At 64.3% G+C, this 21,925-nt stretch carries 28 protein-coding genes; 21 read left to right on the plus strand and 7 right to left on the minus strand.

Annotated features, from left to right (window positions below; translation table 11 throughout):
* Positions 1-82 precede the first annotated feature (82 nt).
* Positions 83-1,291, minus strand: a complete 1,209-nt coding sequence (locus APZ15_RS36165) for an NAD(P)/FAD-dependent oxidoreductase (RefSeq protein WP_027792591.1) — start codon at positions 1,289-1,291, stop codon at positions 83-85.
* A gap of 226 nt (positions 1,292-1,517) precedes the next feature.
* On the opposite strand from APZ15_RS36165, the gene APZ15_RS36170 reads away from it, so the two are divergent.
* The 10 genes from APZ15_RS36170 (at position 1,518) to APZ15_RS36215 (ending at position 10,341) form a co-directional block, all read left to right on the plus strand.
* A complete protein-coding gene (locus APZ15_RS36170) occupies positions 1,518-2,519 on the plus strand; it encodes a bestrophin family protein (RefSeq protein ID WP_027792590.1) in 1,002 nt (333 codons plus the stop codon).
* A gap of 370 nt (positions 2,520-2,889) precedes the next feature.
* The gene (locus APZ15_RS36175; protein ID WP_027792589.1) at positions 2,890-3,669 is read left to right on the plus strand and encodes an acetoacetate decarboxylase; all 780 of its coding nucleotides are present in this window, start codon (positions 2,890-2,892) and stop codon (positions 3,667-3,669) included.
* Positions 3,670-3,684: 15 nt separating this feature from the next.
* Positions 3,685-4,467 carry a 3-hydroxybutyrate dehydrogenase gene (locus tag APZ15_RS36180; protein WP_027792588.1) on the plus strand — a complete coding sequence of 261 codons (783 nt, stop codon included), beginning with the start codon at positions 3,685-3,687 and terminating at the stop codon, positions 4,465-4,467.
* 10 nt (positions 4,468-4,477) lie between these two features.
* On the plus strand, positions 4,478-5,749 hold the full coding sequence (locus APZ15_RS36185) for a DUF3734 domain-containing protein (protein WP_027792587.1): 1,272 nt from the start codon (positions 4,478-4,480) through the stop codon (positions 5,747-5,749).
* Between the two features lie 176 nt (positions 5,750-5,925).
* Entirely contained in the window at positions 5,926-6,930 is a 1,005-nt protein-coding gene (locus APZ15_RS36190; RefSeq protein ID WP_027792586.1) for a VTT domain-containing protein, read from the plus strand.
* Between the two features lie 221 nt (positions 6,931-7,151).
* Positions 7,152-7,955 carry a lipid II flippase Amj family protein gene (locus APZ15_RS36195; protein ID WP_027792585.1) on the plus strand — a complete coding sequence of 268 codons (804 nt, stop codon included), beginning with the start codon at positions 7,152-7,154 and terminating at the stop codon, positions 7,953-7,955.
* 87 nt (positions 7,956-8,042) lie between these two features.
* A complete protein-coding gene (locus APZ15_RS36200; RefSeq protein ID WP_027792584.1) occupies positions 8,043-8,501 on the plus strand; it encodes an MEKHLA domain-containing protein in 459 nt (152 codons plus the stop codon).
* A 295-nt stretch (positions 8,502-8,796) separates the two neighbouring features.
* Positions 8,797-9,297 (plus strand): Ohr family peroxiredoxin, encoded by a 501-nt coding sequence (locus tag APZ15_RS36205; RefSeq protein WP_027792583.1) that lies wholly within the window; start codon positions 8,797-8,799, stop codon positions 9,295-9,297.
* A 155-nt stretch (positions 9,298-9,452) separates the two neighbouring features.
* Positions 9,453-9,932, plus strand: coding sequence for a carboxymuconolactone decarboxylase family protein (locus APZ15_RS36210; protein ID WP_027792582.1), 480 nt, complete (start codon positions 9,453-9,455; stop codon positions 9,930-9,932).
* Positions 9,933-9,936: 4 nt separating this feature from the next.
* A complete protein-coding gene (locus APZ15_RS36215; protein WP_027792581.1) occupies positions 9,937-10,341 on the plus strand; it encodes a cupin domain-containing protein in 405 nt (134 codons plus the stop codon).
* Positions 10,342-10,904: 563 nt separating this feature from the next.
* Here the strand turns inward: APZ15_RS36215 and APZ15_RS36220 are convergent.
* Positions 10,905-11,870, minus strand: a complete 966-nt coding sequence (locus APZ15_RS36220) for an SDR family NAD(P)-dependent oxidoreductase (protein WP_027792580.1) — start codon at positions 11,868-11,870, stop codon at positions 10,905-10,907.
* A gap of 139 nt (positions 11,871-12,009) precedes the next feature.
* Between APZ15_RS36220 and APZ15_RS36225 the strand changes: the two genes are divergently transcribed.
* From APZ15_RS36225 to APZ15_RS36250, 6 genes are all read left to right on the plus strand, one after another.
* Positions 12,010-12,930: an AraC family transcriptional regulator gene (locus APZ15_RS36225; RefSeq protein WP_027792579.1), complete on the plus strand. Its 921-nt coding sequence runs from the start codon at positions 12,010-12,012 to the stop codon at positions 12,928-12,930.
* Between the two features lie 793 nt (positions 12,931-13,723).
* Positions 13,724-14,008: a hypothetical protein gene (locus tag APZ15_RS36230; protein ID WP_027792578.1), complete on the plus strand. Its 285-nt coding sequence runs from the start codon at positions 13,724-13,726 to the stop codon at positions 14,006-14,008.
* A gap of 47 nt (positions 14,009-14,055) precedes the next feature.
* Entirely contained in the window at positions 14,056-14,265 is a 210-nt protein-coding gene (locus APZ15_RS36235) for a hypothetical protein (protein WP_027792577.1), read from the plus strand.
* Between the two features lie 33 nt (positions 14,266-14,298).
* On the plus strand, positions 14,299-14,511 hold the full coding sequence (gene rpsU / locus APZ15_RS36240) for a 30S ribosomal protein S21 (RefSeq protein WP_021158214.1): 213 nt from the start codon (positions 14,299-14,301) through the stop codon (positions 14,509-14,511).
* Positions 14,512-14,767: 256 nt separating this feature from the next.
* Positions 14,768-15,004 carry a hypothetical protein gene (locus APZ15_RS36245; RefSeq protein WP_027792576.1) on the plus strand — a complete coding sequence of 79 codons (237 nt, stop codon included), beginning with the start codon at positions 14,768-14,770 and terminating at the stop codon, positions 15,002-15,004.
* A 75-nt stretch (positions 15,005-15,079) separates the two neighbouring features.
* Positions 15,080-15,397, plus strand: coding sequence for a hypothetical protein (locus APZ15_RS36250; RefSeq protein ID WP_027792575.1), 318 nt, complete (start codon positions 15,080-15,082; stop codon positions 15,395-15,397).
* Between the two features lie 178 nt (positions 15,398-15,575).
* Here APZ15_RS36250 and APZ15_RS36255 read toward each other — a convergent pair whose 3' ends face one another.
* Positions 15,576-15,788, minus strand: coding sequence for a twin transmembrane helix small protein (locus APZ15_RS36255; RefSeq protein ID WP_006489184.1), 213 nt, complete (start codon positions 15,786-15,788; stop codon positions 15,576-15,578).
* A complete protein-coding gene (locus tag APZ15_RS36260; RefSeq protein WP_027792574.1) occupies positions 15,785-16,135 on the minus strand; it encodes a hypothetical protein in 351 nt (116 codons plus the stop codon). The genes APZ15_RS36255 and APZ15_RS36260 overlap by 4 nt, the downstream gene beginning before the upstream one ends.
* A 251-nt stretch (positions 16,136-16,386) precedes the next feature.
* Between APZ15_RS36260 and APZ15_RS36265 the strand changes: the two genes are divergently transcribed.
* Positions 16,387-17,145 carry a YoaK family protein gene (locus tag APZ15_RS36265; protein ID WP_027792573.1) on the plus strand — a complete coding sequence of 253 codons (759 nt, stop codon included), beginning with the start codon at positions 16,387-16,389 and terminating at the stop codon, positions 17,143-17,145.
* 96 nt (positions 17,146-17,241) lie between these two features.
* Positions 17,242-17,427: a ribbon-helix-helix protein, CopG family gene (locus APZ15_RS36270; RefSeq protein WP_021158209.1), complete on the plus strand. Its 186-nt coding sequence runs from the start codon at positions 17,242-17,244 to the stop codon at positions 17,425-17,427.
* A 44-nt stretch (positions 17,428-17,471) separates the two neighbouring features.
* Here APZ15_RS36270 and APZ15_RS36275 read toward each other — a convergent pair whose 3' ends face one another.
* Both APZ15_RS36275 and APZ15_RS36280 read right to left on the minus strand, forming a co-directional pair.
* Positions 17,472-18,308: a class I SAM-dependent methyltransferase gene (locus tag APZ15_RS36275; protein WP_027792572.1), complete on the minus strand. Its 837-nt coding sequence runs from the start codon at positions 18,306-18,308 to the stop codon at positions 17,472-17,474.
* Positions 18,309-18,348: 40 nt separating this feature from the next.
* Entirely contained in the window at positions 18,349-18,693 is a 345-nt protein-coding gene (locus APZ15_RS36280) for a zinc ribbon domain-containing protein YjdM (protein WP_021158207.1), read from the minus strand.
* Between the two features lie 369 nt (positions 18,694-19,062).
* Between APZ15_RS36280 and APZ15_RS36285 the strand changes: the two genes are divergently transcribed.
* The 3 genes from APZ15_RS36285 to APZ15_RS36295 all read left to right on the plus strand — a co-directional run bounded on the left by APZ15_RS36285 (position 19,063) and on the right by APZ15_RS36295 (position 20,280).
* Positions 19,063-19,314, plus strand: coding sequence for an HPr family phosphocarrier protein (locus tag APZ15_RS36285; RefSeq protein WP_080982047.1), 252 nt, complete (start codon positions 19,063-19,065; stop codon positions 19,312-19,314).
* 62 nt (positions 19,315-19,376) lie between these two features.
* Positions 19,377-19,598 carry a hypothetical protein gene (locus APZ15_RS36290; RefSeq protein WP_021158205.1) on the plus strand — a complete coding sequence of 74 codons (222 nt, stop codon included), beginning with the start codon at positions 19,377-19,379 and terminating at the stop codon, positions 19,596-19,598.
* Between the two features lie 139 nt (positions 19,599-19,737).
* Positions 19,738-20,280 (plus strand): carboxymuconolactone decarboxylase family protein, encoded by a 543-nt coding sequence (locus tag APZ15_RS36295; protein WP_027792570.1) that lies wholly within the window; start codon positions 19,738-19,740, stop codon positions 20,278-20,280.
* Positions 20,281-20,554: 274 nt separating this feature from the next.
* On the opposite strand, the gene APZ15_RS36300 is transcribed toward APZ15_RS36295, so the two are convergent.
* A complete protein-coding gene (locus APZ15_RS36300) occupies positions 20,555-21,556 on the minus strand; it encodes a cupin domain-containing protein (RefSeq protein WP_027792569.1) in 1,002 nt (333 codons plus the stop codon).
* Between the last annotated feature and the right edge of the window lie 369 nt (positions 21,557-21,925).

The following is a 21,925-nucleotide window of genomic DNA, read 5'->3' on the forward strand; positions in this document are numbered from 1 at the left end:
TGTTCGCCGACACCCTTCAGCCGCCGCCGCGTGACTGCACGCCCCGCCGCGCATCTCGTGACACGCGCGGGGCGCCGACCGATCAGCCGAACGATGCCAGCGGATTGCCCGCTGCCAGCGCGTCGGCGCGATTCGGCGCCGGCGGGTAGATCCACTGCGTGTTGATCATCTGCTTGCGCGCCTTTCCTTCCGCGTGCGTCAGTTTGATCTGCCGATCCCAGCCTTCCGAGTAGACAGCGCCCCACTCGCCAAGGTCGACGCATGTCGCATAGAACGGCTGGCGGTACGTCAGCGTCGGCACACCGATCAGATCCGCGGCAACGTTGTGTCCGCCGAATTGCCCCATCACGATCGCGTGCTGACACGACATCAATGCATCGTGCCCGTCGTCGTCGCACCGTGCCCGCGCCACGTCTCCCGCCACGAACACGTGCGGTGCGTCGGCGACCCGAAGATCGGCCGTGACCGCGACACGTCCGAGCGCATCGAGATGCGACGAGACTTGCGCCGCGAGCGGGCTGGCACGCATTCCGCCCGCCCAGATCACGGTCATCGCCTCGATATGCGTGCCCGACGCGGTGCGAACACCGTCGGCCGCGATCGACACGACACGCGAACCGAGCACGGCTTCGACGCCCAGCGAATCGAAGGCTTCAGCGACGTACGGGCGAGGATTGGGCCCGAGATCGGGACCGATGTCGTCCTGCGCGCCGATCACGACGACTCGGCTCTTCGCATCCGGGCCAAACCACTCGCGCAATCGCTTGGGCAACTCGGTCGCGACCTCGATACCCGTGAAGCCGCAGCCGACCACCGCGACCGTATTGCGTGCCGGCGATTCCGGCAGTTTCGCGAGCGCCGCGAAGTGCGCGTCGAGTGCGACCGCGTCCTCGATGCAGTCGACGGAGAACGCGTGTTCCGCGAGCCCCGGCACCGGCGGCCTGCTCAGCTTGCTGCCGCTGGTCAGCAACAGCCGGTCATACGCGATCAGGCGCTTCTCGCCGTCGGCGCAAGCAACACCGACCGTCTTCTCGCGAACGTCGATCTCCTCGACACTGCCCTCGATAAATTTCACGCCGACGGCATCGAGCAGCGGCAGCAGCGGCGCGGCCATTTGCTGCGGCCCGCTTTCGTACAACCGCGGCCGGATCTGCAATTCCGGCTTCGGGGAAACCAGCGTGATTTCAACGTCACTGCCCGTGACGCCGGCACTGTTCAGCACGCGAGCCGCGCCCAGTGCGCCCCACACGCCGGCAAAACCGGCACCCACTATCAGGATTTTCTGCGACATGATCATTGCCCTCGGTTGATGTCGACCGCGGCCATCCGCCGCGCGAAATCATCGTAGGGGGATGCTGCCGCGTGCAGTAGATCCGCAACCGTGCTCACGATGTTGCCTCTGCGGCACCAATCGATCGCATGTCACCGGAATCGATCGCAGGCATGATGTGCGGCGAAGTTCGTGCGTTGCTGCCCCCCCTTCGTCACCCACCTGAATCGTCGATGAGGCAAATGAAATGCATCTCGGAAGATCGTACAAGCTATCGGAATTCCTGATCTGGACGCGCTGGAAGATCTACGAGCTGCTCATTTTCGGTTCCGTTCCGGTCGTGCTGTACAAGTTCTTTTCGATCACGTGGCTGTCGATCCCCCTGACGATCGTGGTGCTCCTCGGCACCGCGACGTCGTTCATCGTCGGCTTCAAGAACGTCCAGACGTACAACCGTGCAGCGGACGCGCTCGAAATCTGGACCGGCATCCTGAGCAAGAGCCGCCGCTGGGGACAAATTGCGCGCGACTTCGTCGCGGATGAAGAGGTTGCCCGAAAGCTGGTATACCGCCACCTCGCCTGGCTGACCGCGCTGCGATACGACCTGCGTCGCCCGCGGGTCTGGGAAAGCACGACCAAACGCTACAACGCGGAGTACCGCCGCTTCTATCGTGTTCCCGAATGGGAAAAGGACATCAGGGAACTGCTGCCCCAATACCTGTCTCCCGCGGAAACGGCGCAGGCGCTGTCGTCCTCCTCCATCACGACATGCGTGCTGAGCCTTCAAGGTACGTCGCTCAAGACGCTTTACCTGGCCGGCCAGCTGAATTCGGGTTTTTACATGGAGCTTCAAAAGACGATCGGGGACTTCGTCGATCTCCAGTCGAGGTCGGAGCGATTCAAGAACTTCCCCTATCCGCGCCAGTACGCGACCGTCAGCTCGCTGTTCGTGCGGTTCTTCTGCCTTTCGCTTCCGTTCGGTCTTCTGAACGAATTCAATCGATTGAACGACAGCGTGAGCGGCTTCATGCACGGCAACATGGTATGGCTGGTTGTACCGTGCAGCGTCGCCGTTTCGTGGATGTATACGTCGCTCGAACAGGTAGGCGAAAGCACCGAGAATCCGTTTGAAGGCGGCGCGAACGATGTGCCCATTTCAACGCTGTGCAGCACGATCGAACGCGACCTGAAGGCGATGCTCGGAGAACACGAAAGCGAATCGTCGAGCCGCACGATCATCGCGCTATAGGGCGTTCAGCGCCTTTCCGACGCCGCTCGGCACGAATTCACGCTGCACGTGCCGCCGTCGATGCCGTCGTTCGGGCCGCACCGCGTGCCCTGCCGGGCAATCCTCCTTTCGTCGATTGTTGTCGCCGAGACAACATGGTGAGGTCCTTCGCGGCGCTACTGCCGCGCGACCACATCGCCTACGCTTGGCGCTGACGGTGGCCGTACATGCTGCCCGATGCGTTCCGGAGCACAGGGACGACACCGCAAGCACAACGCGCGAAACCACGCGGCGAATCTGCGCCGCGTCGCGTCTTCACGCGTCATTGGTCGCGCCGGCAAACGCCGTCGCGACGGGTGCCCCCGGCACCTCACCTACCGAGGAACGATCCGTGACAGAAGAAGATATCCGCAGCAAAGCGTTCGCGATGCCCGTCCCCAACCCGGCGTATCCGCGTCCGCCCTTCCGCTTCGTCAATCGGGAGTACTTCATCATCTCGTATGAGACGGACCTGGATGCCCTCCGTGCCGCCGTGCCGGCACCGCTGACGGTCGACCATGCCGTCGTTCACTACGAGTTCATCCGCATGCCCGATTCGTCGGGATTCGGCGACTACACGGAAAGCGGTCAGGTGATCTCCGTTCTGGATGCGGACGGCAACCGGGCCAACTTCACGCACTCGATGTACCTCGACGACGAAGGCCCGATCGCAGCCGGACGGGAGATCTGGGGATTTCCGAAGAAACTGGCCTCGCCCAGGCTCTGCATCGACGGCAAGGACACGCTGCTCGGCACGCTCGACTACGGCACGCAGCGCATCGCCACCGGCACGATGGGCTACAAGTACCGCGCGCTCGACACGGCAGCGGAGCGCCGCAAGCTCGCCGACACGCCCAACTATCTGCTCAAGGTCATTCCGCACGTCGACGGCTCGGCGCGCATCTGCGAACTGGTGCGTTTCTTCCTGCGCGACGTCGACGTGATCGGCGCATGGGAGGGGCCCGCCGCGCTCGAGCTGCGTCCGCATGCGCTCGCATCGGTTGCCGAACTGCCGGTTCGCAAGGTGATCGGCGCGCGTCACGTCATTGCGAATCTCACACTCGATATCGGCGAAGTCGCCCATGACTACCTCGCCCCCGCCGAGCCGTTGAAGCTCGCGGTCAACCAGTAAGCTCCCGGAGGACATATGGCACTGAATGACAAGGTCGCGCTCGTAACGGGCGCAGCAAGCGGTATCGGCGAAATGTGCGCGCGCAAGCTCGCGGCGGACGGCGCGACGGTCGTGATCGCCGACCTCAATCTCGCGGCAGCACGACAGGTCGCCGACGACATCGTCGCCGGCGGCGGGAAAGCATCGGCGGTCGCAATGGACGTCACCAGCGAGGAAGCCGTCGATGCGGGCGTGGCCGACACCGTGAACCGGCTGGGCGGCATCGACGTGCTCGTGTCGAATGCGGGCATCCAGATCGTCAACCGGATCGAGGACTACACGTTCTCCGACTGGAAGAAAATGCTGGCCATTCACCTCGACGGGGCATTCCTGACGACCCGCGCCGCGCTGCGGCACATGTACGCGTCGAACAAGGGCGGCTCGGTGATCTACATGGGCTCGGTGCATTCGCACGAAGCGTCGCCGCTGAAGTCCGCCTATGTGACCGCGAAGCACGGGTTGCTCGGCCTCGCGCGCGTCGTCGCGAAAGAAGGCGGGGCGCGCGGCATCCGCGCGAACGTCGTGTGCCCGGGCTTCGTCAGGACCCCGCTGGTCGACAAGCAGATTCCCGAGCAGGCGAAAGTCCTGGGCATCTCGGAACAGCAGGTCGTCAAGGACGTGATGTTGAAGGAAACGGTCGACGGCGAATTCACGTCGGTGGCCGACGTCGCGAACACGGTTGCGTTCCTGGCCGGCTTCGAGTCGAACGCACTCACCGGACAATCGATCGTGGTCAGCCACGGCTGGTTCATGCAGTAAGGAGAACACCATGCAACCGAGCCAGCGAAACAAGCTGAAGCAGTCCCATCGGATCGAGCTCCCCGCCTATGACGAAATCGGGCTCGTGCTGCAGGGCGGCGGCGCCCTGGGTGCATACCAGGCCGGCGTCTATGAAGGCATGGCCGAGGTCGGCGTGGAACCGACGCAAATCGCCGGCGTCTCGATCGGCGCGCTGAATACCGCGATCATCGCGGGCAACGCGCCTGCCGATCGCACGGAAGCGTTGCGCGGCTTCTGGAACACCGTCAGCCAGCCGACCGACCCGCTCTCGCACGTCGGCGCGTACCTGTCGGCTTGGCCGGGGCTTGAAGACGTGGGGCGCAGGTGGTCGAGCGCATGGGCCGCCACGCGCACACTGATCGAAGGCCAGGGCGGATTCTTCGCTCCGCGCATGCATGCGCCTTTCGGCGGATTCGGCAGGAAGCGTCCCGACCAGGTCAGCTATTACGACACGTCGGCTTTGCGCGACACGCTTCTGAGGTACGCGAACTTCGATCGCATCAACGACGGGAACATTCGCGTCTCCGTCGGCGCGGTCAACGTGCGAACAGGCAATCTCGTCTATTTCGACAATTCGAAAATGCGTCTGGCGCCGGAGCATTTCATCGCGTCGGGCGCATTGCCGCCGGGCTTTCCCGCCGTCGAGATCGACGGCGAGTTTTACTGGGACGGCGGCCTGGTGTCCAACACGCCGCTCACCGAGATCATCCGGGAAAGCCAGCACAAGGACACGCTCGTGTTCCAGCTCGACCTGTGGAGCGCGCGAGGCAAGCTGCCGGGCGACTTTCTCGACGTCAGCGAGCGCACCAAGGACATTCAGTATTCGAGCCGCACGCGCGCCATCACCGCGTTCATGTCGCAGAACCAAAAGCACGCCCAGATGATCAAGGCGTTGCTCGAACATATTCCCGAACACGTTCGGCTTGCCCACCCGCTGCTGCGCGACGCGCAGAAAACGGCGGACGGCAGCGCCGTGAACGTCGTGCACCTGATCTACAAGAACAAGACGTTCGAGGGGCACTACAAGGACTACGAGTTCAGCAAGGACACGATGCGCGAGCATTGGGCAAGCGGCCTCGAGGATATTCGCCGTACCTTCGGCCACCCGGAGTGGTTCGAGATTCCGAGCCGGGAAATCGGCTTCGTCACGCGGGACGTGCACCGCTATCGGCAGGACGTCGACGAACCCGGCTGGTCGGGCAAGGATGCGTTGCCGGCACGGCAACATTCGCCGGAGCAGGAATCGTCCGTCGCCAGGTAACGCGCGTCGACACCTGCCACGGGGCAGCAAGGCGGTCGTTCAAGCGCCCGCATCGCGTGACGAGCGGCCCGGCCGGTACTGCCCCCGACTCGACGTATCCGCCCTGCAAGACCGGATCAGGCGGCGCCGCGGCCGGCCTTCGGAACAGGCTACGCGGCAGCCTCAAGGAGAGCATCATGATGTCGCATGAATTGATCGCGCGGTACGGCACATGGGTCGTATTCCTGAACGTGCTCGGGTCTTCGCTCGGCCTCCCGTTGCCGGCCATACCGACGTTGATCACGGTAGGCGCGGGCGCCGCGCTCGTCACGCATGTCGGGTCGTCGACGCTGCTGCATTTCCTGACGATACTGGGTGCCGCCGTGGTCGGCGGCCTGCTCGGCGATCTGGTCTGGTTCCAGGGAGGCAAACGGTACGGCAAGCGCACGCTTCACACCGTCTGCGGCCTGTCGCCGTCGCGCGAAGCGTGCGTCACGACGACCGAGCGCTTTTTCGGACGCTGGGGCGTTCGCGTGCTCGTCGTTGCGCGGTTCGTACCCGGCCTTTCGCTCGTTGCCGTTCCGCTCTGCGGTGCGATGGCCGTCCGGGTGCGCGCCTTCGTCCTGCACGATTGCGCCGGCATTGCACTGTGGGCGTCGATCGGCCTCGCCATCGGCACGCTGTTCGCGTCGCAGATCGATGCGATCTTCGCGACTGTCGCCCGGCTCGGCTGGCAAGCGCTCGTCGTGATCGGCATCGCCCCGGTGCTGTACTTTCTGTATGGCTACTGCCGCAGGCAGATGATGGCAAATGCGCTCGGGAAGGCGCGGATCAGCGCGGGCGAATTGCATGCGCTGCTCGCGAACAAGCCGCGGCCGGCCGTGATCGATATCCGCTCCGCCGAATGGAGAACGCGCGATCCGTTTGTCATTCCGGGCGCGCTGATCGCCGATGGACGCCAGCCCCGCCAGATCATGGAGCGTTATGGAACGAACCGGACGCTGGTCATCTATTGCGCGTGTCCGCACGAAGCGTCTGCTGCGTCGGTGGCCAGGCAGCTGCGGCTGTCCGGCGTCAAGCTCGCATTGCCGCTCACCGGCGGCATCGATGCATGGCGTGTCGCGGGCTTCGACGTGGAACCGATGATCGCGATGAACGACACGGCAATCGGCGCCGCCGGGCAGCAGCTTTTCACGCAATGACTGCCATGGCGCCTTCATGCGCCGAAGCAGCGCGTATCGCCCGGCTCGTGCGGCGGATGACCGAATCGGCATCACGACTCTTGCTGCCCCGGCTTCGCGCGTCCCCCGCCCCGATCCTCGGCGAACCGGGCCTCGCGCTCCCGCGACTGCGCGCCTCGCGACAACCGGGCCGGTACTTTGCTCGGGTACACTCATGCCTCCGCCACACGCGCCGTCACAGCATGGACAGTCAGCTTTGGATCATTTGCGGGCTTACATTCGTCATCCATGTGATCGCGACACTGGCCTATGCGGTGCGGATCGCCGGCGTTCGAACGCGCCGGATCGCCCTGTCGTTTTCCTTGTTCGGGATCATCGCGCTGGTTTCCCGGACGGCCAACTCCTTTCAGGGGCCGTTCATCGCGAAACGGGTCGAAATGGATATTGCGCATCGGATGGGCAGCGGGCTGCTCACCGATTTTCGGCTCTTCCTGCTGAGCGCCACCGTGGCGAGCATTGCCGGCGCATTCCTGATCCCGACTTTCCAGCGTTATTTCAGCCGCGCCGTCGAACACTTTCAGGTGAACCGTTCGATTCCGCGGCTGCTGGTGGACGCCTGCAGTCGCGCCGGCGTCAACTATCTTCGCGTGGGCGCACGACTGCCTTCCCGCCACAACGTCACGCAACTGACCGCGAGCACCGGCGTGTCCTGGAAAGTCATCGTGCTGAACGTGGCAGCCATGGCGATCTGGACGGTCGGTGTGTTCGCGTCGCTGTATGCGGGTTACCTGAAACCCGACCTGAGGGTGACATGCGCGAACCTGTCGTCCGTCATCAACGGCTTCGCGACCGTGGTGCTGGCCGTCGTCATCGACCCGCAGGTTTCTGTCATGACCGACGATGTCATCGAAGGCCGGATATCGGAAAACAGCTTCCGGCGGGCCATCACGACGCTCGCCGGTGCGCGGGTTCTCGGCACGCTGTGCGCTCAGGCGGCGCTCGTTCCGGCGGCGTTGGTCATTGTCCGTGTCGCGGAAATCATTTAACCAGGAATAGTCGTCTGCAGATGCAGTATCGTAAGCACCCTCGCAGTCGCGCAGACAAGCCCCACGATCTCCGCCGAGATGTCCCAGATGATTCCACTCCACCGCGATCCAGCGTTCTATCAGCTCCTTGCCGACAGCTACGCCCGGCTGCTTGGCCGCCCCCTGGTGCCTCAAGCCATGCCCGTGGACGAAGCTACCGAATGGCTCTATGAGCGTGCGCCGTTCGCGGTACTCGCGCACAACACCGATCCCGACCCGGTCTTCATTTACGGCAACAAGGCCGCGCAGCGCCGGTTCGGGTACAGCTGGGATGAAATCACCCGACTGCCGTCCCGGCTTTCAGCAGAAGCCCCGAATCGCGAGGAGCGGCAGCAATTCCTCGCACGCGTACAGCGGCTCGGCTACGAGGCGGGCTACAAGGGCGTGCGGGTCACCAAGTCAGGCCAGCGCTTCATGATCGAGGAAGCCACGCTGTGGCAACTGCTCGACGCCGACGGCACACTGCACGGCCAGGCGGTTGTCATCCCGCGCACGCGTGACATCTGATCGGACGACCCGGTGTCTGGACCAGGGTCTGGCCGCCCTGCACGCCCTACCCTTCCATCGACTGCATTGGTGCGGACCGGGCAACACCATGCATCCCGAGTCGATCTGGTGCGTCGGCTCGTCTTTGCCTAGCATGCAAGTACGTGTGGTCCATCGACGGGATGGCACTCGTGGGGATTGACTGGCAGGCAAGCGCTGCGCCGTTGCGCTGATTCGCTTCGAAGAACAACGCATCGCCTCGATACCCAAGGTTCGAGAGCCGCTCGCGTTGGCCATACCGGCAACCGGGAGGCATATGGAGAACGAGAGGTTGCAACCTCCGCCGCTGACACTGCTCGACAAATACCGCGGGAAGGAATTCGCCCCGCTCTACACGACCACGGTCACGGTCTCTGGCGGCACATCCAGGCACGGCCGTGCATCGGGCGTCGCGAAATCCGACGACGGCAGTCTCGTCCTCGATCTGCGCGTGCCCGCCGAACTGGGCGGCCCGGGCGGCGGCACCAATCCCGAGCAGCTTTTTGCCGCCGGTTACGCCGCGTGCTTTCACGGCGCGCTGAGCCTGCTGGCGCAACGCGCAAGGGTCGATATCCGGGAGACGGCCGTCACCGTCGAAGTCTCGTTCGGCCGCGATCCGGTAGATGGCGGATATGCGCTGGTTGCCAACGTCACCGTCCGCATGCCGGGTGTCGAGTTGCCCGTCGCGGAAGGTCTCGTACGCGACACGGAACGTCTCTGCCCTTATACGAAGATGGCACGACAAGGCATATGCGGCTTCATCGCCGTGTCGGCATGATGGGCGATTGGTTCGGAAGCGGCAACAGAGTGCGCACCTTGCCGGCACTACTAGCTCCCGGGACGCACGATTACGATGGTTGCCGGGCAGGTGCTGCGGCGAATCGCCATCCGACGCGCCCATGGCACCGCTTCAACCGATCAGGAGAACAGATCATGACGCAACGTATCAACTACTTTCAGCAATCGCCGGAACTGGTCAGGAAGCTCATCGAGCTGGACGGCTTGTTTCAGAAGACGACGATCGAGGCGCCGGTCCGCGAGCTCGTCGAGATCCGGGCATCGCAGCTCAACGGCTGCGCATTCTGCGTCGACATGCACATCAAGATGGCAAAGATTCATGGCGAGCGTGAATTGCGCCTGCATCACGTCGCGATCTGGCTCGAATCGACGCTGTTTTCACCCCGCGAGCGCGCCGCGCTGGAATGGACCGAGGTACTGACCCGCCTCCCTGCGCATGGCGTGCCGGACGATCTCTACGCACGCGTACGGGAACACTATTCCGAGCAGGAATTGTCGGATCTCACCGTCCTCGTGGGCGCCATCAATAGCTGGAACCGGCTGAATGTCGCATTCCGCATCGCGCCGGGATCGTTCGACAAGATGTTCGGGCTCGACAAGGCCAACCTGGAGTGACGACATGAAACGCATCATGCTCGTACTCGCGCCGCTGGTATCGTCGCTGCTGATGGCCGTTCAGCCGGCCGTCGCCGCACCGCAAGCGAAGGTCACGCCGCTGACCACGGAGCCGTTGCCCGAGTATCCGGGCAAGGAAGTCCAGATGATCGTCGTGGACTATCCGCCCGGCAGCGTCGACCCCGTTCATCGTCACGACGCGCACGCGTTCGTCTACGTGCTCGACGGCAGCATCGTGATGGGCCTGAACGGCGGCAAGGAGGTCACGCTCCACGCCGGCGACACGTTCCACGAAGGCCCGGAGGACGTCCACACGGTCGGGCGGAATGCCAGCAGCACGAAGCCGGCAAAATTCGTCGTGTTCCTGATCAAGAACAAAGGCGCGCCGGTCCTCACCCCCGTGAAGTAAGGTAATCGTCGTCGCGGCCCGGCAATGCCGGGCCGCTTCTCCGGTTTCAATCGCGACAGTACGTCGAACCCATGTGATTCGCGTACGGCGACGACTCGATCCACTTCGGATCGGCAGCCAGCAGCGGATTGATTCGTGTTCGAGGCCACGCTGAGGCGATCGGGCGACTTGAACGGATACGCGACGGGCGATCGCCCGATCGGGCGCCGGCGCACCGCGGTGGCGTCGGAACCTGACCCAGTTGACACGGCGGATGCGACCACCGGCCCGATCTTGCTTACCGCCCCCTGATATATGCACTGTGTTCTCGGCGGCAATCGGCCGCCGTGAACTGCCCCCTCTCGATTGGAATCAATCGCCCTCTCAAGCTTCGCGATCAGCCAACTCGCATCAACCTTCGATGCACTTGCCTCGAACCCCGACTCGCTTTCCGCGATACCGATCGCGGAGATGAGCCGCGCGCTTCGCGCGACGCGTGACCAAGTGGCCGCGCGCGGATCTCGCGCCGGCCGCATGCCCTGTCTTCGCCGGTGCCTGTGCCCTCCTTCGTACGCGCTCGGGCGTCAGCGGCTCGCCGCAAAGGCATCGATTCCGGTCACCTTCGCGGACCACGCCCACAGACGCGCCGCCTCATCCGGATCGATCGCATGCGGCCGCACGCCGGATTCCTCGTTTCCCTGCGTGACGACCGCGACGTCGCAATCCTCGCAATAGACACCGCCGATCGCCGCAAGACGCGGCGACGTTGCCGCCCATACCTGGGTTGCGGCACCCTGGGCCGGCGTCTTGAAAGTCGGATCGACCGGCACACCGTGCTCGTCCACCCAGCCCTGCGCCATCATCTCTTCACGTGTCAGATGACGCTGCAGCGGCGTCGCGATCTTGCCCGGATGCAGCGAATAGGCGCGGACGCCGAACGGGGCGCCCAGCGCGTCGAGCTGCACCGCGAACAGCGCGTTGGCGGTCTTCGACTGCGCATACGCGAGCCATTTGTCGTAGCCGTGTGCGAACTGGACGTCATCCCAACGAATCGGCGACAGCCGGTGCCCGAGCGACGACACCGCGACCACGCGGGCGCCGCCGCCATGCGCGAGCACGGGCCACAGCCCGTTGACGAGCGCGTAATGGCCAAGATGATTGACGACCATCTGCGCTTCCCGGCCATCGCCGACGCGTGTCTCCGGGCACGCCATGATGCCCGCGCTGTTGATGACGATGTCCACGTCGCGCCGCCCATCGACGAACCGCGCCACGAACGTGGCCACGCTCGCGAGATCGGCGAGGTCGAGTGCCGCAATCTCCACACCGTCGATGCCGCGCGTTGCTTCGCGCGCGGCATCGACGTGCCGTGCGCCGACGAAGACGGTCGCACCGGCTTGCGCCAGTGCGCGCGTCGTTTCCAGGCCGAGACCAGAATGGCCGCCCGTGACGATGGCGGTCTTGCCACGAAGGTCGAGATCGGCCAGTACGTCGCTTGCCGTCGATGCTGCGCCGAATCCGGAATGAAGGGGGTGTTGCCTGCTCGTCATCGAAAGCTCCTGGAACGATGCGTGAAGCACGCGCCCGCCTGTCGGTCGCGTCACTGCACGAGGCCATTTTCCGGCGGCGCCCCCGGACTGTGAATGCAATAGAATCCGATTTTTCGTCGAGATCGTCCGGAGCTTGAACGTGGATCCCCTGTCGGAAGTGCTGTCGCTGCTGGAAACGCGCGACTCGTATTTCACCGGCCTGAGAGCAGGCGGCCAGTGGGCGGTTGCCATTCCCCCGCCCGAGGGAATCAAGTTCAATGCGGTTGTCGAGGGAAGTTGCTGGCTGACCGTCGACGGCGCCGGGGCGCCGATCCGGCTGCGCACGGGAGACTGCTTCCTGCTCGCATCGCCGCGGGCATTTTCACTGGCGAGCGATCCATCGGTTACGCCGGTCCCTGCCGCCGACGTGTACCGGAACGTCGAACACGGCATCGCGCACTATGGCGAACCGGCGAACTGCTTTCTGATCGGCGGCCGCTTCTCGTACGAGGAAGGCATGCCGCTGCTGCTTGGCAGCCTGCCGCCCGTGGTGATCGTGAGCGGCGACTCCGAGCAGGCGGCGGTGTTGCGCTGGGCGCTGCAGCGGCTCGCACATGAATTCGGCAAGCCATCGCCGGGGGCGTCGCTGATGGTTCGGCATCTCGGCCACATGATGCTGGTCGAGATCCTGCGCCGCTACGTGGACGACGGCGCGAACAGCGATGTCGGATGGCTTGCCGGGTTCGCGGACTCCCGGGTGAGCACGGCGCTTGTCGCCATTCATGCGGAGCCCGCACGACGCTGGACAGTCGACGAACTCGCGACCTGCTGCCACGTATCGCGTTCGACGTTCGCGCTGCACTTCAAGCGGCGGCTGGGATTCGGGCCGCTCGAGTACGTACTGCGCTGGCGCGTGCAACTCGCGATGCGGGAACTGCGACGCTCGAACGCATCGATATCGGCAATCGCGCAAATGCTCGGCTACGACTCGGATAGCGCGTTCGGACATGCGTTCAAGCGCATCGTGGGTTGCTCTCCTCGTGCCTATCGACATGACATCACGGGCGGGGCGGGCGGCTAGCGTCATCGCCCGGCACGCTACCGCCTCTGTTGGCGCCCCAGAACCCGTTTCAGTCACGCCATCGATGCTGCCATCCTCCGATGGGATTCATTCCGATCAACATCATCGGGATAAGTTTTCTTATCACAACACTACTATAGTCAGATCAAACTTGCGATCCGGACAACATGCGACCACGAGCGTCCCCGTCGTGACGGCCCTGTCGAAAGTTGGCAGAAGCCTTTGCGCAGCCTCGCCGGTGACAACGTCCTTTCTGTCTACGCCCGGCTGCGAGTGCATGCGCGCTTCGTGCCGAATCCCGTTTCGTGGAACACCAATCGAATAATCGCGCCGGCTCACCGCGCGCATCACGGAATGGCGTGCATCGGCTGGCGACTGACGCCGCCTTCGCACTGACGTCCAGACGCGGGCTCCCTGTCGATTCGACGGCTGTCACAATTTCGGCAAGCAACGTCAGGTGCATGCCCCCCTGCCCCATGTCGCGGAATCGGGAGAGGTGTCGTTTTCCGTATAAGGCATGAATGGTCGGCGTCGACTGGTTGTCGAGACAGTTGCCTCGTCGCGGTCGAAATAAGATGGACACCCGATCGACGATGCGCGTATGATGGTTTCATTCGAGCGCCCGTTTGCTGTTTGCCCGCTCGCCCTCCACTCGCCACCGTGTTGCGTCGCGTACCGCCTCGCTCGCAACGTTTGTCCCTTTCACACCGACCCGCCGCGCCATGCATCAGGCGATGCTGGCAGCATACGCTCGTCCTTGCGAGTCGCCGCAATCGATCGCCAGGAGTTCATGATGAGCATGCATATTTACCGTGGATTCGAGATCTATCCACTGATTTACCCACACGTGCCTGCGTTGGATGGCAACCCGCATAACTACGATGCCGGCTTCGACGCAGCGGTCAAGATTTGTCTTCGCGGCACCACCGATACGCTGACGCAGAGCCAGACTTTCAGGCTTCTCGACGACAGTCCGTTCGATACCGCCGGTGACGCACGTCGTGCGTCATTGCGCTATGCCGAAAGTGTCATCGACGAAAATCGCGAAAAGCAGGGCTTCTTTTCGAGCGCCGTCTGACGCGACTCACGATGGCAAAGTAACTTTCCAGCAATTTGGAGGACGAAATGATCGTCGACGAACTTCTTGACCTGATCAGAGGGTGCAAGGTCACTCGGAGCGACGCTGTCCTGCCCGCAGGAATGACCCGTTCCGCGCTATGTCATCAACAGGAGCTGCAGATGTTCGCGGCTGTGCGCGCATTTTCAATCGGAGCCGGGTATTCGGAATTCGAATCTGACGAGATCGCAAGCACCGTCATGACACGACTCGGCTAGTTTTCCCGTCGACCGTTTTCAACCAGGAGTTACATGACAACCATCACACTGAAGATCAACGAACCAATCGATGTCGCGCTGCGACGATTCCGGCGCAGTATCGAGAAGACCGGGTTGATTCGCGAGTTGCGCAGTCGCACCAGCTACGAAAAGCCCACGACGGAGCGCAAGCGGAAAAAGGCCAGTGCCGTTGCCAGGCAGCGCTTGCGGACGAAGCGCCTGATGCCGCCCCGCAAAATGTTCTAGGAACATCGTGCACGCCGTGCCGGCCGGGGGCCCGCTTGCGTCGCCATCTCGTCCCCCGGCGTGAATTACCGTGGCCGGACGACGCAGGCGGCAAGCCGGCCGCCTCGCAGCCGCAAGAAGGATGATCAGTACGCTCGTCACGCCGTGCAGCCGTGGTGCTGCCCGAAATTGACTCCAGCATCGCCTTTCGAGCGAGCGCACGTGCGCTCGCCGTGCAGCAAGTCAAAATGAAAACCATAATCAGAAGGCGAAAAACATGAGCTGGTACTGCGACGCGGAACGGGAGTTGGCCCATATCAGACGATCAATCGGGCTGCTTGAGCAAGCGCAACACGCGTTCATCAACAGATCGACCGTCAACGATCCAGCGTACTGGAGAGTCAAGCTCAACAAGCTCCGCACGCAATCCGAGCGCAACAAGGTTCTCTCACTCCAGGTGGACGAACTCCTGGCCCGCCTCGAACGCATTCAGGATTCACGCTCCCGAAGATAGGAGCCGACTCCTTCTTCGCCCCCCTCTTTTTCCGGGTGCACGCGCATTGCAGGGAGCAATCCCAGGAGCACCATCATGATCGACGCCAACCCAGGCAACACGTTTCGACACCTTCCACTCTCGCCCGAGCAGGACGCGGAAATCCGGCACTATATAAAGAAAAAGGCGCAAAAGGGCGAAGCGTGGGACACCCCTGAGTTGGCGATGATGCTCGGAGACATGCTTTCCCCTCCGCCAAGCGACGACCAGACGCCGGAGGCTACCGTCGAAGAAGTGAAACTGGCCTGCGAATATGCATTGGCCTCGATCGACGAAGCCATGGAGTCCGTATCCGCACGTGAGGAACGACTCGCCGCGATGGAAGCCGAGGAAATGAAGCACCCCAGGCAGTAACGCATCCACGATGCCCGAAGCTCGAGCCGCAGTTGTGCCGCCGCCCCTTTGCCTTCAGCCGGATTGAACGACCCGGCCATCCCTCCGCCCGTTACGTCGCGTACGCAATCCCATCGTCACTCGCCTCGAAAAACGCGAATTTCCGCGAACGCCCCGGCTGCAACGGGGCACCCGTCGTTCAGCGGCCGATCGGCAACCCCGTCGGCTCGATCCAGCCCAGCTTGTAAGCGATCAGCAGCGACAGGAACAGCGTGACCGACAGCCCGACGCGTGCCGCGAGCGACCATGCCATCCGCTTGGACTTGCCGCGATCGTGATTCATGAAATACAGCGCGAAGATCAGGCTCGCGATGATCATCGCGAATGCCACGGAAACCAGCAGAGTTTTCATTGGTGATGCCCTTGAAGATCTGAATCGGCCTGAATCAGTTCGGCCAGTTTTTGCCGCTCGTCGGCGAGCGCGCCGACGCCCGACGCCGGCCAGTCCAGCGCGACGCCGTTGCCCAGCGAATCGCGCACGAGCGCCTGGTAGCGCCGGTCGTTGATCCGGCCGTGGTCCATCGTTTCCGAGATCTCGCGCCGGAACGGCAGCGGGAAACTCGCGTACGCGCGCGACAGCGCCGCATATTGTCTCGCATCGATCTCTTTCGACGATGGTATGACTGTCCAGATCACCACGGCCACGATGGCCGTGAACGGGATCGCAGTGTAGCGAAGGATGAACTTGATCGGGGTCATGAAACGGTGGGCAGAAGTGATCGCGAATGCGGGCGGCACGGCAATGCGGCAGCGAAGCCGCGGCCGGTCCGCGCAGCACGACATTGTACTGTCAGCCCCATACGGCTGACAGAGTATGATAATGACATTATCATGTTCATCACATGATTCAAGAGACCCGGCGCCCGTACGCATGCGGCGTTCCCGCCCTGCCGCCCGGCGCCGGCTTTCATGTCCGTGCCCGCGATCCGCGGCGATTGAGCGAAGCCACCATGCCAGCGCAGTACTTTCGAAACCTGACGGGAAAACACCGCAGCGCGAACGCAAACCGTCAGCTCGGGTTTTCGTTGGCGTTCGTCGCCGGCGCGGCCAATGCCGGCGGCTTCCTCGCGGTCAAGCAATACACGTCGCACATGAGCGGCATCGTATCGGCGATCGCCGACCAGACGGCGCTCGGCGACGTGCGGCTCGCGCTGGCCGGCATCAGCTCGCTGGGGTCGTTCCTGATCGGTGCCAGCTGCTCGGCGATCCTCGTCAACTGGGGGCGCCGTCGCGGCCTGCACAGCCAGTTCATGCTGCCGCTGCTGGTCGAGGCCGCGCTGCTGCTTCTGTTCGGGCTGCTCGGCAGCCATCTCGCGCTGTGGGAAACCTTCTTCGTACCGGTGACCGTGACGCTGCTGTGTTTCATCATGGGGCTTCAGAACGCGACGATCACGAAGCTGTCGGGCGCGGAGATCCGCACCACCCACATGACCGGCATCGTGACCGACCTCGGCATCGAACTCGGGAAGCTGTTCTACTGGAACCGGTCGGCGATCGACGTCGACGCGCATGCGGTGGTCGCCAACCGCTCGAAGCTGCGGATTCATGCAACGATGCTTTCGTCGTTCTTCATCGGCGGCCTGGCCGGCGCAATCGGCTTCAAGCATGTCGGCTACGTATCGACCGTGCCGCTCGCCGCGGTGCTCGTCACGCTGGCGATCGTACCGGTGATCGACGACCTGCTCGCGTTGGTCCGCAGCAAGCGTTGAGCGCGCACCCGGCCGCGTTTCCCCGCGTGCCCGGTAGTAGCGCCGAAGGCTCATCGATTATAATTTGATTAACATACCGACCATCCTCGCCCCGCAATGGAAACAAAGACCGCCCGCCTGACCGTCCTGATCGATCCCGCGAAGAAGGAAGCATTCGAGATGCTCTGCGCAGAGCAGGACCTCACGCCTTCGCAAGTCGTGCGGCAACTGATCCGCGAGTATCTCGACCGTCACGGCGTGACGTACAAGACCAAGAGCGCGCTCGGCAAGCGCGTGAAGTAAGCGCGGCCGCGCACGCGGCGGCGCTTGACGCCGCTTGACGCCACTTACGCGCCAATCTCCCACCGCCCCGGAGGCTGCGTACGCTGCACCAGCCGCTGCGGCTCGATGCACTCCCCGGCCTTCATGCGTCTCGCCGTGGCCGCCAGCTTGAGCTCGCCGGCCTGTGTGCACGCAAGTGCGCGTTCGAGCAGGATGCGGAGTGACGGCAGCCGCTGGCCGCCCTTCCACGCAAATGCGATGTAGTTGTTGTCGTCGCCGCACGGCACCAGCGTATACGACGCACCGAACACCGCTCGCAGTTGCTCGAGATGTTGCGGCAATGCCGGATCGTCGTCCATGAAGTTGATCGCCAGTACGCCGGTATCACTCAGGCGCGCCCGGCATGCCGCGAGGAATGCCGCACCCGTGCACCGGCCACGCATGCCGTCCGCGACGAACGCGTCGTGCAGGATCACGTCCGTCCGGACATCCGCCCTTTCCAGGTGATCCGCGGCGTCGGCGCACACCACCGTGAACCGGCCCTCGTCGGCAGGAATCCTGAATACGTCCCGCAGCGCGATCACGTCCGGGTTGATCTCGACCGCGTCGATCGCCGCACCGGGCAGGTGCCGGTAGCAGTACTTCGCCAACGAACCGCCGCCGAGCCCGAGCATGCAGATGTGCGCAGGCTCCGGCTGCAGCAGCAGAAAGCCCATCATCACGCGTGTATAGCCGAGTTCGAGCCGGCCCGGATCCCGGAGCGACATGAAGCTCTGCGTGCCGATATGATCGAAATGGAGCGAAAGTGCGTGCTGCGTCTCCAGCACGAAAGGTCGGCCGTCGTTCAGCGGCGTCGCCAGGAACCTGACGAACGCATCGTAGGAAAATCGTTCCTCGGCCATGGTGGGCAGTCGATCAAGCAGTCGATTGGCGCGGGTGCACTCAGACCTTCTTCAGGTAGCAGGCTTTCAGCATGAAGCCGCCCATGTCGGTCTTGCAGTCGACCTCGTGATCGCCGCCGACGAGCCGGATGCTCTTGACCTTGGTACCCATCTTCAGCGTGATCGACGAGCCCTTCACGCGCAAGTCCTTGATCAGCACGACCGAATCGCCATCCGACAGCACGTTGCCGTTCGCGTCCTTGACGACGTCGCCGGCCGGCTCGTCACCGGTTTCGGCGCCGGCACCGGCCGACCATTCATGGCCGCAGTCCGCGCATACGGTCAGCGTGCCGTCCGGGTAAGTGTTTTCCATCGCGCATTGCGGGCAGGCGGGGGCGGCGTTCATTGCAGCTTCCATTCAGGAGGAGTTGGGTCGTCGATAAAAATGCCGGGCGCGCTGGCAGCGTCGCCCGGCCGGCCTGACGGCACGCGCCGACGGATCGGCGGACCGCCGTCGGCGCACACGGCATTATAATGCAATTCACATATCTTGACCGCTGTATTATAATCACCGCTTTCGCGCCGTTCGCCGGATTTGCAACCCGTTTCCACGAGAATGCCGGCACATCCAAGCAGGATGCACACACCCCGGCCTCGCCGACGGCTGCTCCGGGTTTCGCGGGAAAGCGTGTTTCACGCGCGCCAGGCGCACCGCCGGCCTGGCACCGCACACCGATTCTCCGTTCAGAGGCTTTCCGACATCGTGGCAACCGTCGTGTACGTTGAAATCGGCCCCGCCTGGAACCGCAACCGCGGCGGCGCCGCACGAAAAGCAGCCGTCGACGCGGCGCGCGGCTTCGAAAGCGACATCCTGCTGATCGCGAACGGGATCAGCAGCAACGCGAAGGACAGCGCCGCCATCGCAGCGCTGCAGGTGCACGGCGGCGCGGCCGCGCAAGTGCTGGCCACCGGCCCCGACGAGGAGGCGGCGCTGCAGGCGCTGCTGCCCGTGCTGCAAGCGCGCTGATTTGCGCACCACCCGGCGTCACGGCATCCCGCCCACCCCGAATCCCCTTTTCACGAGAAGCGATGAGCGACAACTTCACGTCCAACACCCCGAACCTGTCGGCCTCCGCCATCTGGGCGCTCGAGCGCCTCGCCGACGTCCGCTACGGGCGCGATGCGCCCGCGCTCGGCTGGTCGATCGCGCGGGAACTCGTCAGCGCGGGCTTCGTCAGCCATTCCGCGCACGGCCGCTCCGGCGCGTCGATCACGGCCGAAGGGCGGACCTTCCTGAAAAGCCGGAAGTAGACCGCCAGCGGCGGCGAATCGACTTGATCCTTTTGAGCATCACAATGGCGATTTTGCGCCTTATGAGGATCGCCCTGCGCTTCTAAAGTGGAGTCACCCCGAACGAACGGGCGTCAACTTTCCGATCAAGGAGCCAGTCATGAGCCGCATCTCCATCCCCGCCATCGAAACCGCCACCGGCGCAACCGCCGACGTGTACGCACAAGTCCGCAAGGTCGCCGGTGGCACTGTCCCCAACCTGTTCGCCGCCGTCGGCCATCTCGCGCCGAACGCGCTCGCGGCCGTGCTCGACGCCGAAGGCGTGCTCGCCGGCGGCACGCTGACCAGGCAGGATCTCGAAACGATCAAGCTGCTCGTCAGCGCCGATACCGGGTGTGACTACTGCGTCGCCGCGCACAACCTGCTCGGCAAGATGACCGGCCTGTCGGCCGACGCACTGCGCGCGATCCGTTCGCGCGAGCCGAACACCGGCGACGCGAAGCGCGACGCACTGATCCGTTTCGTGCTGAACCTGCAACAGACGAGCGGCACGATCACCGACGACGAATTCGCGGCGATCCGCGAAGCCGGCTACACGGACACGCAACTCGCGGAAATCTCGCTCGCGATCGCACTGACGATCTTCACCAACACGTTCAACCGCATCAACGACACGGTCGTCGATTTCCCGCCTGTGAAGTAAGTCGCGCAGCTGCAAGAGCATCGGGACGGCATGCGGTGCCGCTGCCGTTTCGATCGCGCCCGTCGCCGGCTCCATTGCTGCGGCGGGCGTGCCGTCTGGATGACGGTCACGGCGCTGCTTGGGGGATCGAAAAAACCGAGGTGCCGCGCTGTCGTCGAGTTGTTCGTCGAGCCGGACAACCGTAGCGACGGGCCCGGCATCGAACCGTGCGCCGACATCTGACCGATCCGTCTGCGATTGCATCGAACCGCAGCAAGCGCCGCCTCCTTCGCATTTACTCCGCATCGCCGGCCACGCCGTCGTCCGATGCCGCCGCATCGCGCGGACCACCGAACGACTGGCGCCGCCATTCACCTGGCGTCATCCCCGCCCAGCGCGTGAACACGCGTCGAAACGCAGCCACCGACTGATAACCGACGTCGGCCGACACGGCCTCCGCGCTGGCCGACGGCCGGCGCAGCGCATTCGCGGCGAGGCTCATCCGGATATCCGTCAGCAGATCGGCGGCCGAGTGCCCGAGTTTCGACTGGAAATGACGCATGAAGGTCGCGCGCGACATGCTGCACAGCGCGGCCAGTTCGGGCAGCGTCCACGGCCTTGCCGGATCGTCGAGCATCGCGACGATCGCGGGCGCGAGACGTGGTTGGCCGGCCAGCGCCAGCAGGCCGGTCGGCGCCTGCCCCGATTCGCTGATCGCGCGCAGCGCGAGCGCGAACAGCGCCGCCGACAGCGCGTCGAGGATCGCGAGACCGCCGAGTTGCTGCTCGAGCGATTCCGCGCGCATCAGCTCCACGAGGGCGGTCAGCCGCGCGGTGGCGGCCAGCGCGTCCGCCGTGCGGCTGTCCGCTACCGCGCGCACGACGAGATCGGCCGGCAGGTGGCGCCGGATCAGCCGGTCGTGCGGCGGCGCGACCACGAAACGTCCGCACAGCATGTCCAGCCGCTCGCCGGTGCCCGCGTTCTCGCCGATGAAGACGTGACCGCCGGGCCGCTTGACCGCCGGCACCGGCGGCAACCCGCTGCCGTCGTGGAGCACATGCGGGGAGCCGTGCGGCAACAGCACGAGATCGCCGCCGCCGAGTTCGCGCACGGAGCCGTCGTCGGGATTCTCGAGGATCGCGCGGCCACGCAGCACCACGTGATACGGGATCTCGCACGCAGGCGATCGTTCATACGTGACCGCCCACGGCGCGCCGAACGCGCAGCGGATTTCGAATTTCCCGGTAACCGTGACGAGCGCCATGAAGCGGCTCAGCCAGTCGGATTCGAGTGTCATGTCGAGGGGTGAACGCACATCGGAAGTGCGGCGTGCGCCGCATGAAAGTCCGATTATCGCGCGGCCAGCCGCTGCAATCGCGCACGTTTCCGGTTCGACGCCGTCGATGCACCGGCGTCACTCGCGGCCGCCGGACGCGACGCCCGCCGCGACAAGGGTTTTGCTATCATTCCCGCGCCCTGTCTTGCCGAAATGGACATGCCCGCTCGCAGCGTGCCGCGCTCGCGTACCGCCGATCGCACGCCGCCGCTCACCGACCCACACCGCCGCCCGACCTGCCGGCGAGCGCGTGAACGGGCCCCGACCAGCGCGGCGTCGACGTGCCGACGGCCCGGCCGTCCCATGCTCCCCCTTCTTTCTCGGAAACCA

The organism is Burkholderia cepacia ATCC 25416 (genome assembly GCF_001411495.1).
GTDB classification, from domain to species: domain Bacteria; phylum Pseudomonadota; class Gammaproteobacteria; order Burkholderiales; family Burkholderiaceae; genus Burkholderia; species Burkholderia cepacia.

Coding starts and splice junctions, on each gene's coding strand:
- APZ15_RS36195 (WP_027792585.1), top strand. CDS start 7,152: ATGGACAGTCAGCTTTGGATCATTTGCGGGCTTACATTCGTCATCCAT.
- APZ15_RS36275 (WP_027792572.1), bottom strand. CDS start 18,308: ATGGCCGAGGAACGATTTTCCTACGATGCGTTCGTCAGGTTCCTGGCG.
- APZ15_RS36255 (WP_006489184.1), bottom strand. CDS start 15,788: ATGAAAACTCTGCTGGTTTCCGTGGCATTCGCGATGATCATCGCGAGC.
- APZ15_RS36170 (WP_027792590.1), top strand. CDS start 1,518: ATGCATCTCGGAAGATCGTACAAGCTATCGGAATTCCTGATCTGGACG.
- APZ15_RS36200 (WP_027792584.1), top strand. CDS start 8,043: ATGATTCCACTCCACCGCGATCCAGCGTTCTATCAGCTCCTTGCCGAC.
- APZ15_RS36300 (WP_027792569.1), bottom strand. CDS start 21,556: ATGACACTCGAATCCGACTGGCTGAGCCGCTTCATGGCGCTCGTCACG.
- APZ15_RS36180 (WP_027792588.1), top strand. CDS start 3,685: ATGGCACTGAATGACAAGGTCGCGCTCGTAACGGGCGCAGCAAGCGGT.
- APZ15_RS36270 (WP_021158209.1), top strand. CDS start 17,242: ATGGAAACAAAGACCGCCCGCCTGACCGTCCTGATCGATCCCGCGAAG.
- APZ15_RS36215 (WP_027792581.1), top strand. CDS start 9,937: ATGAAACGCATCATGCTCGTACTCGCGCCGCTGGTATCGTCGCTGCTG.
- APZ15_RS36165 (WP_027792591.1), bottom strand. CDS start 1,291: ATGTCGCAGAAAATCCTGATAGTGGGTGCCGGTTTTGCCGGCGTGTGG.
- APZ15_RS36260 (WP_027792574.1), bottom strand. CDS start 16,135: ATGACCCCGATCAAGTTCATCCTTCGCTACACTGCGATCCCGTTCACG.
- APZ15_RS36220 (WP_027792580.1), bottom strand. CDS start 11,870: ATGACGAGCAGGCAACACCCCCTTCATTCCGGATTCGGCGCAGCATCG.
- APZ15_RS36250 (WP_027792575.1), top strand. CDS start 15,080: ATGATCGACGCCAACCCAGGCAACACGTTTCGACACCTTCCACTCTCG.
- APZ15_RS36295 (WP_027792570.1), top strand. CDS start 19,738: ATGAGCCGCATCTCCATCCCCGCCATCGAAACCGCCACCGGCGCAACC.
- APZ15_RS36185 (WP_027792587.1), top strand. CDS start 4,478: ATGCAACCGAGCCAGCGAAACAAGCTGAAGCAGTCCCATCGGATCGAG.
- APZ15_RS36290 (WP_021158205.1), top strand. CDS start 19,377: ATGAGCGACAACTTCACGTCCAACACCCCGAACCTGTCGGCCTCCGCC.
- APZ15_RS36235 (WP_027792577.1), top strand. CDS start 14,056: ATGATCGTCGACGAACTTCTTGACCTGATCAGAGGGTGCAAGGTCACT.
- APZ15_RS36205 (WP_027792583.1), top strand. CDS start 8,797: ATGGAGAACGAGAGGTTGCAACCTCCGCCGCTGACACTGCTCGACAAA.
- APZ15_RS36245 (WP_027792576.1), top strand. CDS start 14,768: ATGAGCTGGTACTGCGACGCGGAACGGGAGTTGGCCCATATCAGACGA.
- rpsU (WP_021158214.1), top strand. CDS start 14,299: ATGACAACCATCACACTGAAGATCAACGAACCAATCGATGTCGCGCTG.
- APZ15_RS36190 (WP_027792586.1), top strand. CDS start 5,926: ATGATGTCGCATGAATTGATCGCGCGGTACGGCACATGGGTCGTATTC.
- APZ15_RS36230 (WP_027792578.1), top strand. CDS start 13,724: ATGAGCATGCATATTTACCGTGGATTCGAGATCTATCCACTGATTTAC.
- APZ15_RS36280 (WP_021158207.1), bottom strand. CDS start 18,693: ATGAACGCCGCCCCCGCCTGCCCGCAATGCGCGATGGAAAACACTTAC.
- APZ15_RS36265 (WP_027792573.1), top strand. CDS start 16,387: ATGCCAGCGCAGTACTTTCGAAACCTGACGGGAAAACACCGCAGCGCG.
- APZ15_RS36210 (WP_027792582.1), top strand. CDS start 9,453: ATGACGCAACGTATCAACTACTTTCAGCAATCGCCGGAACTGGTCAGG.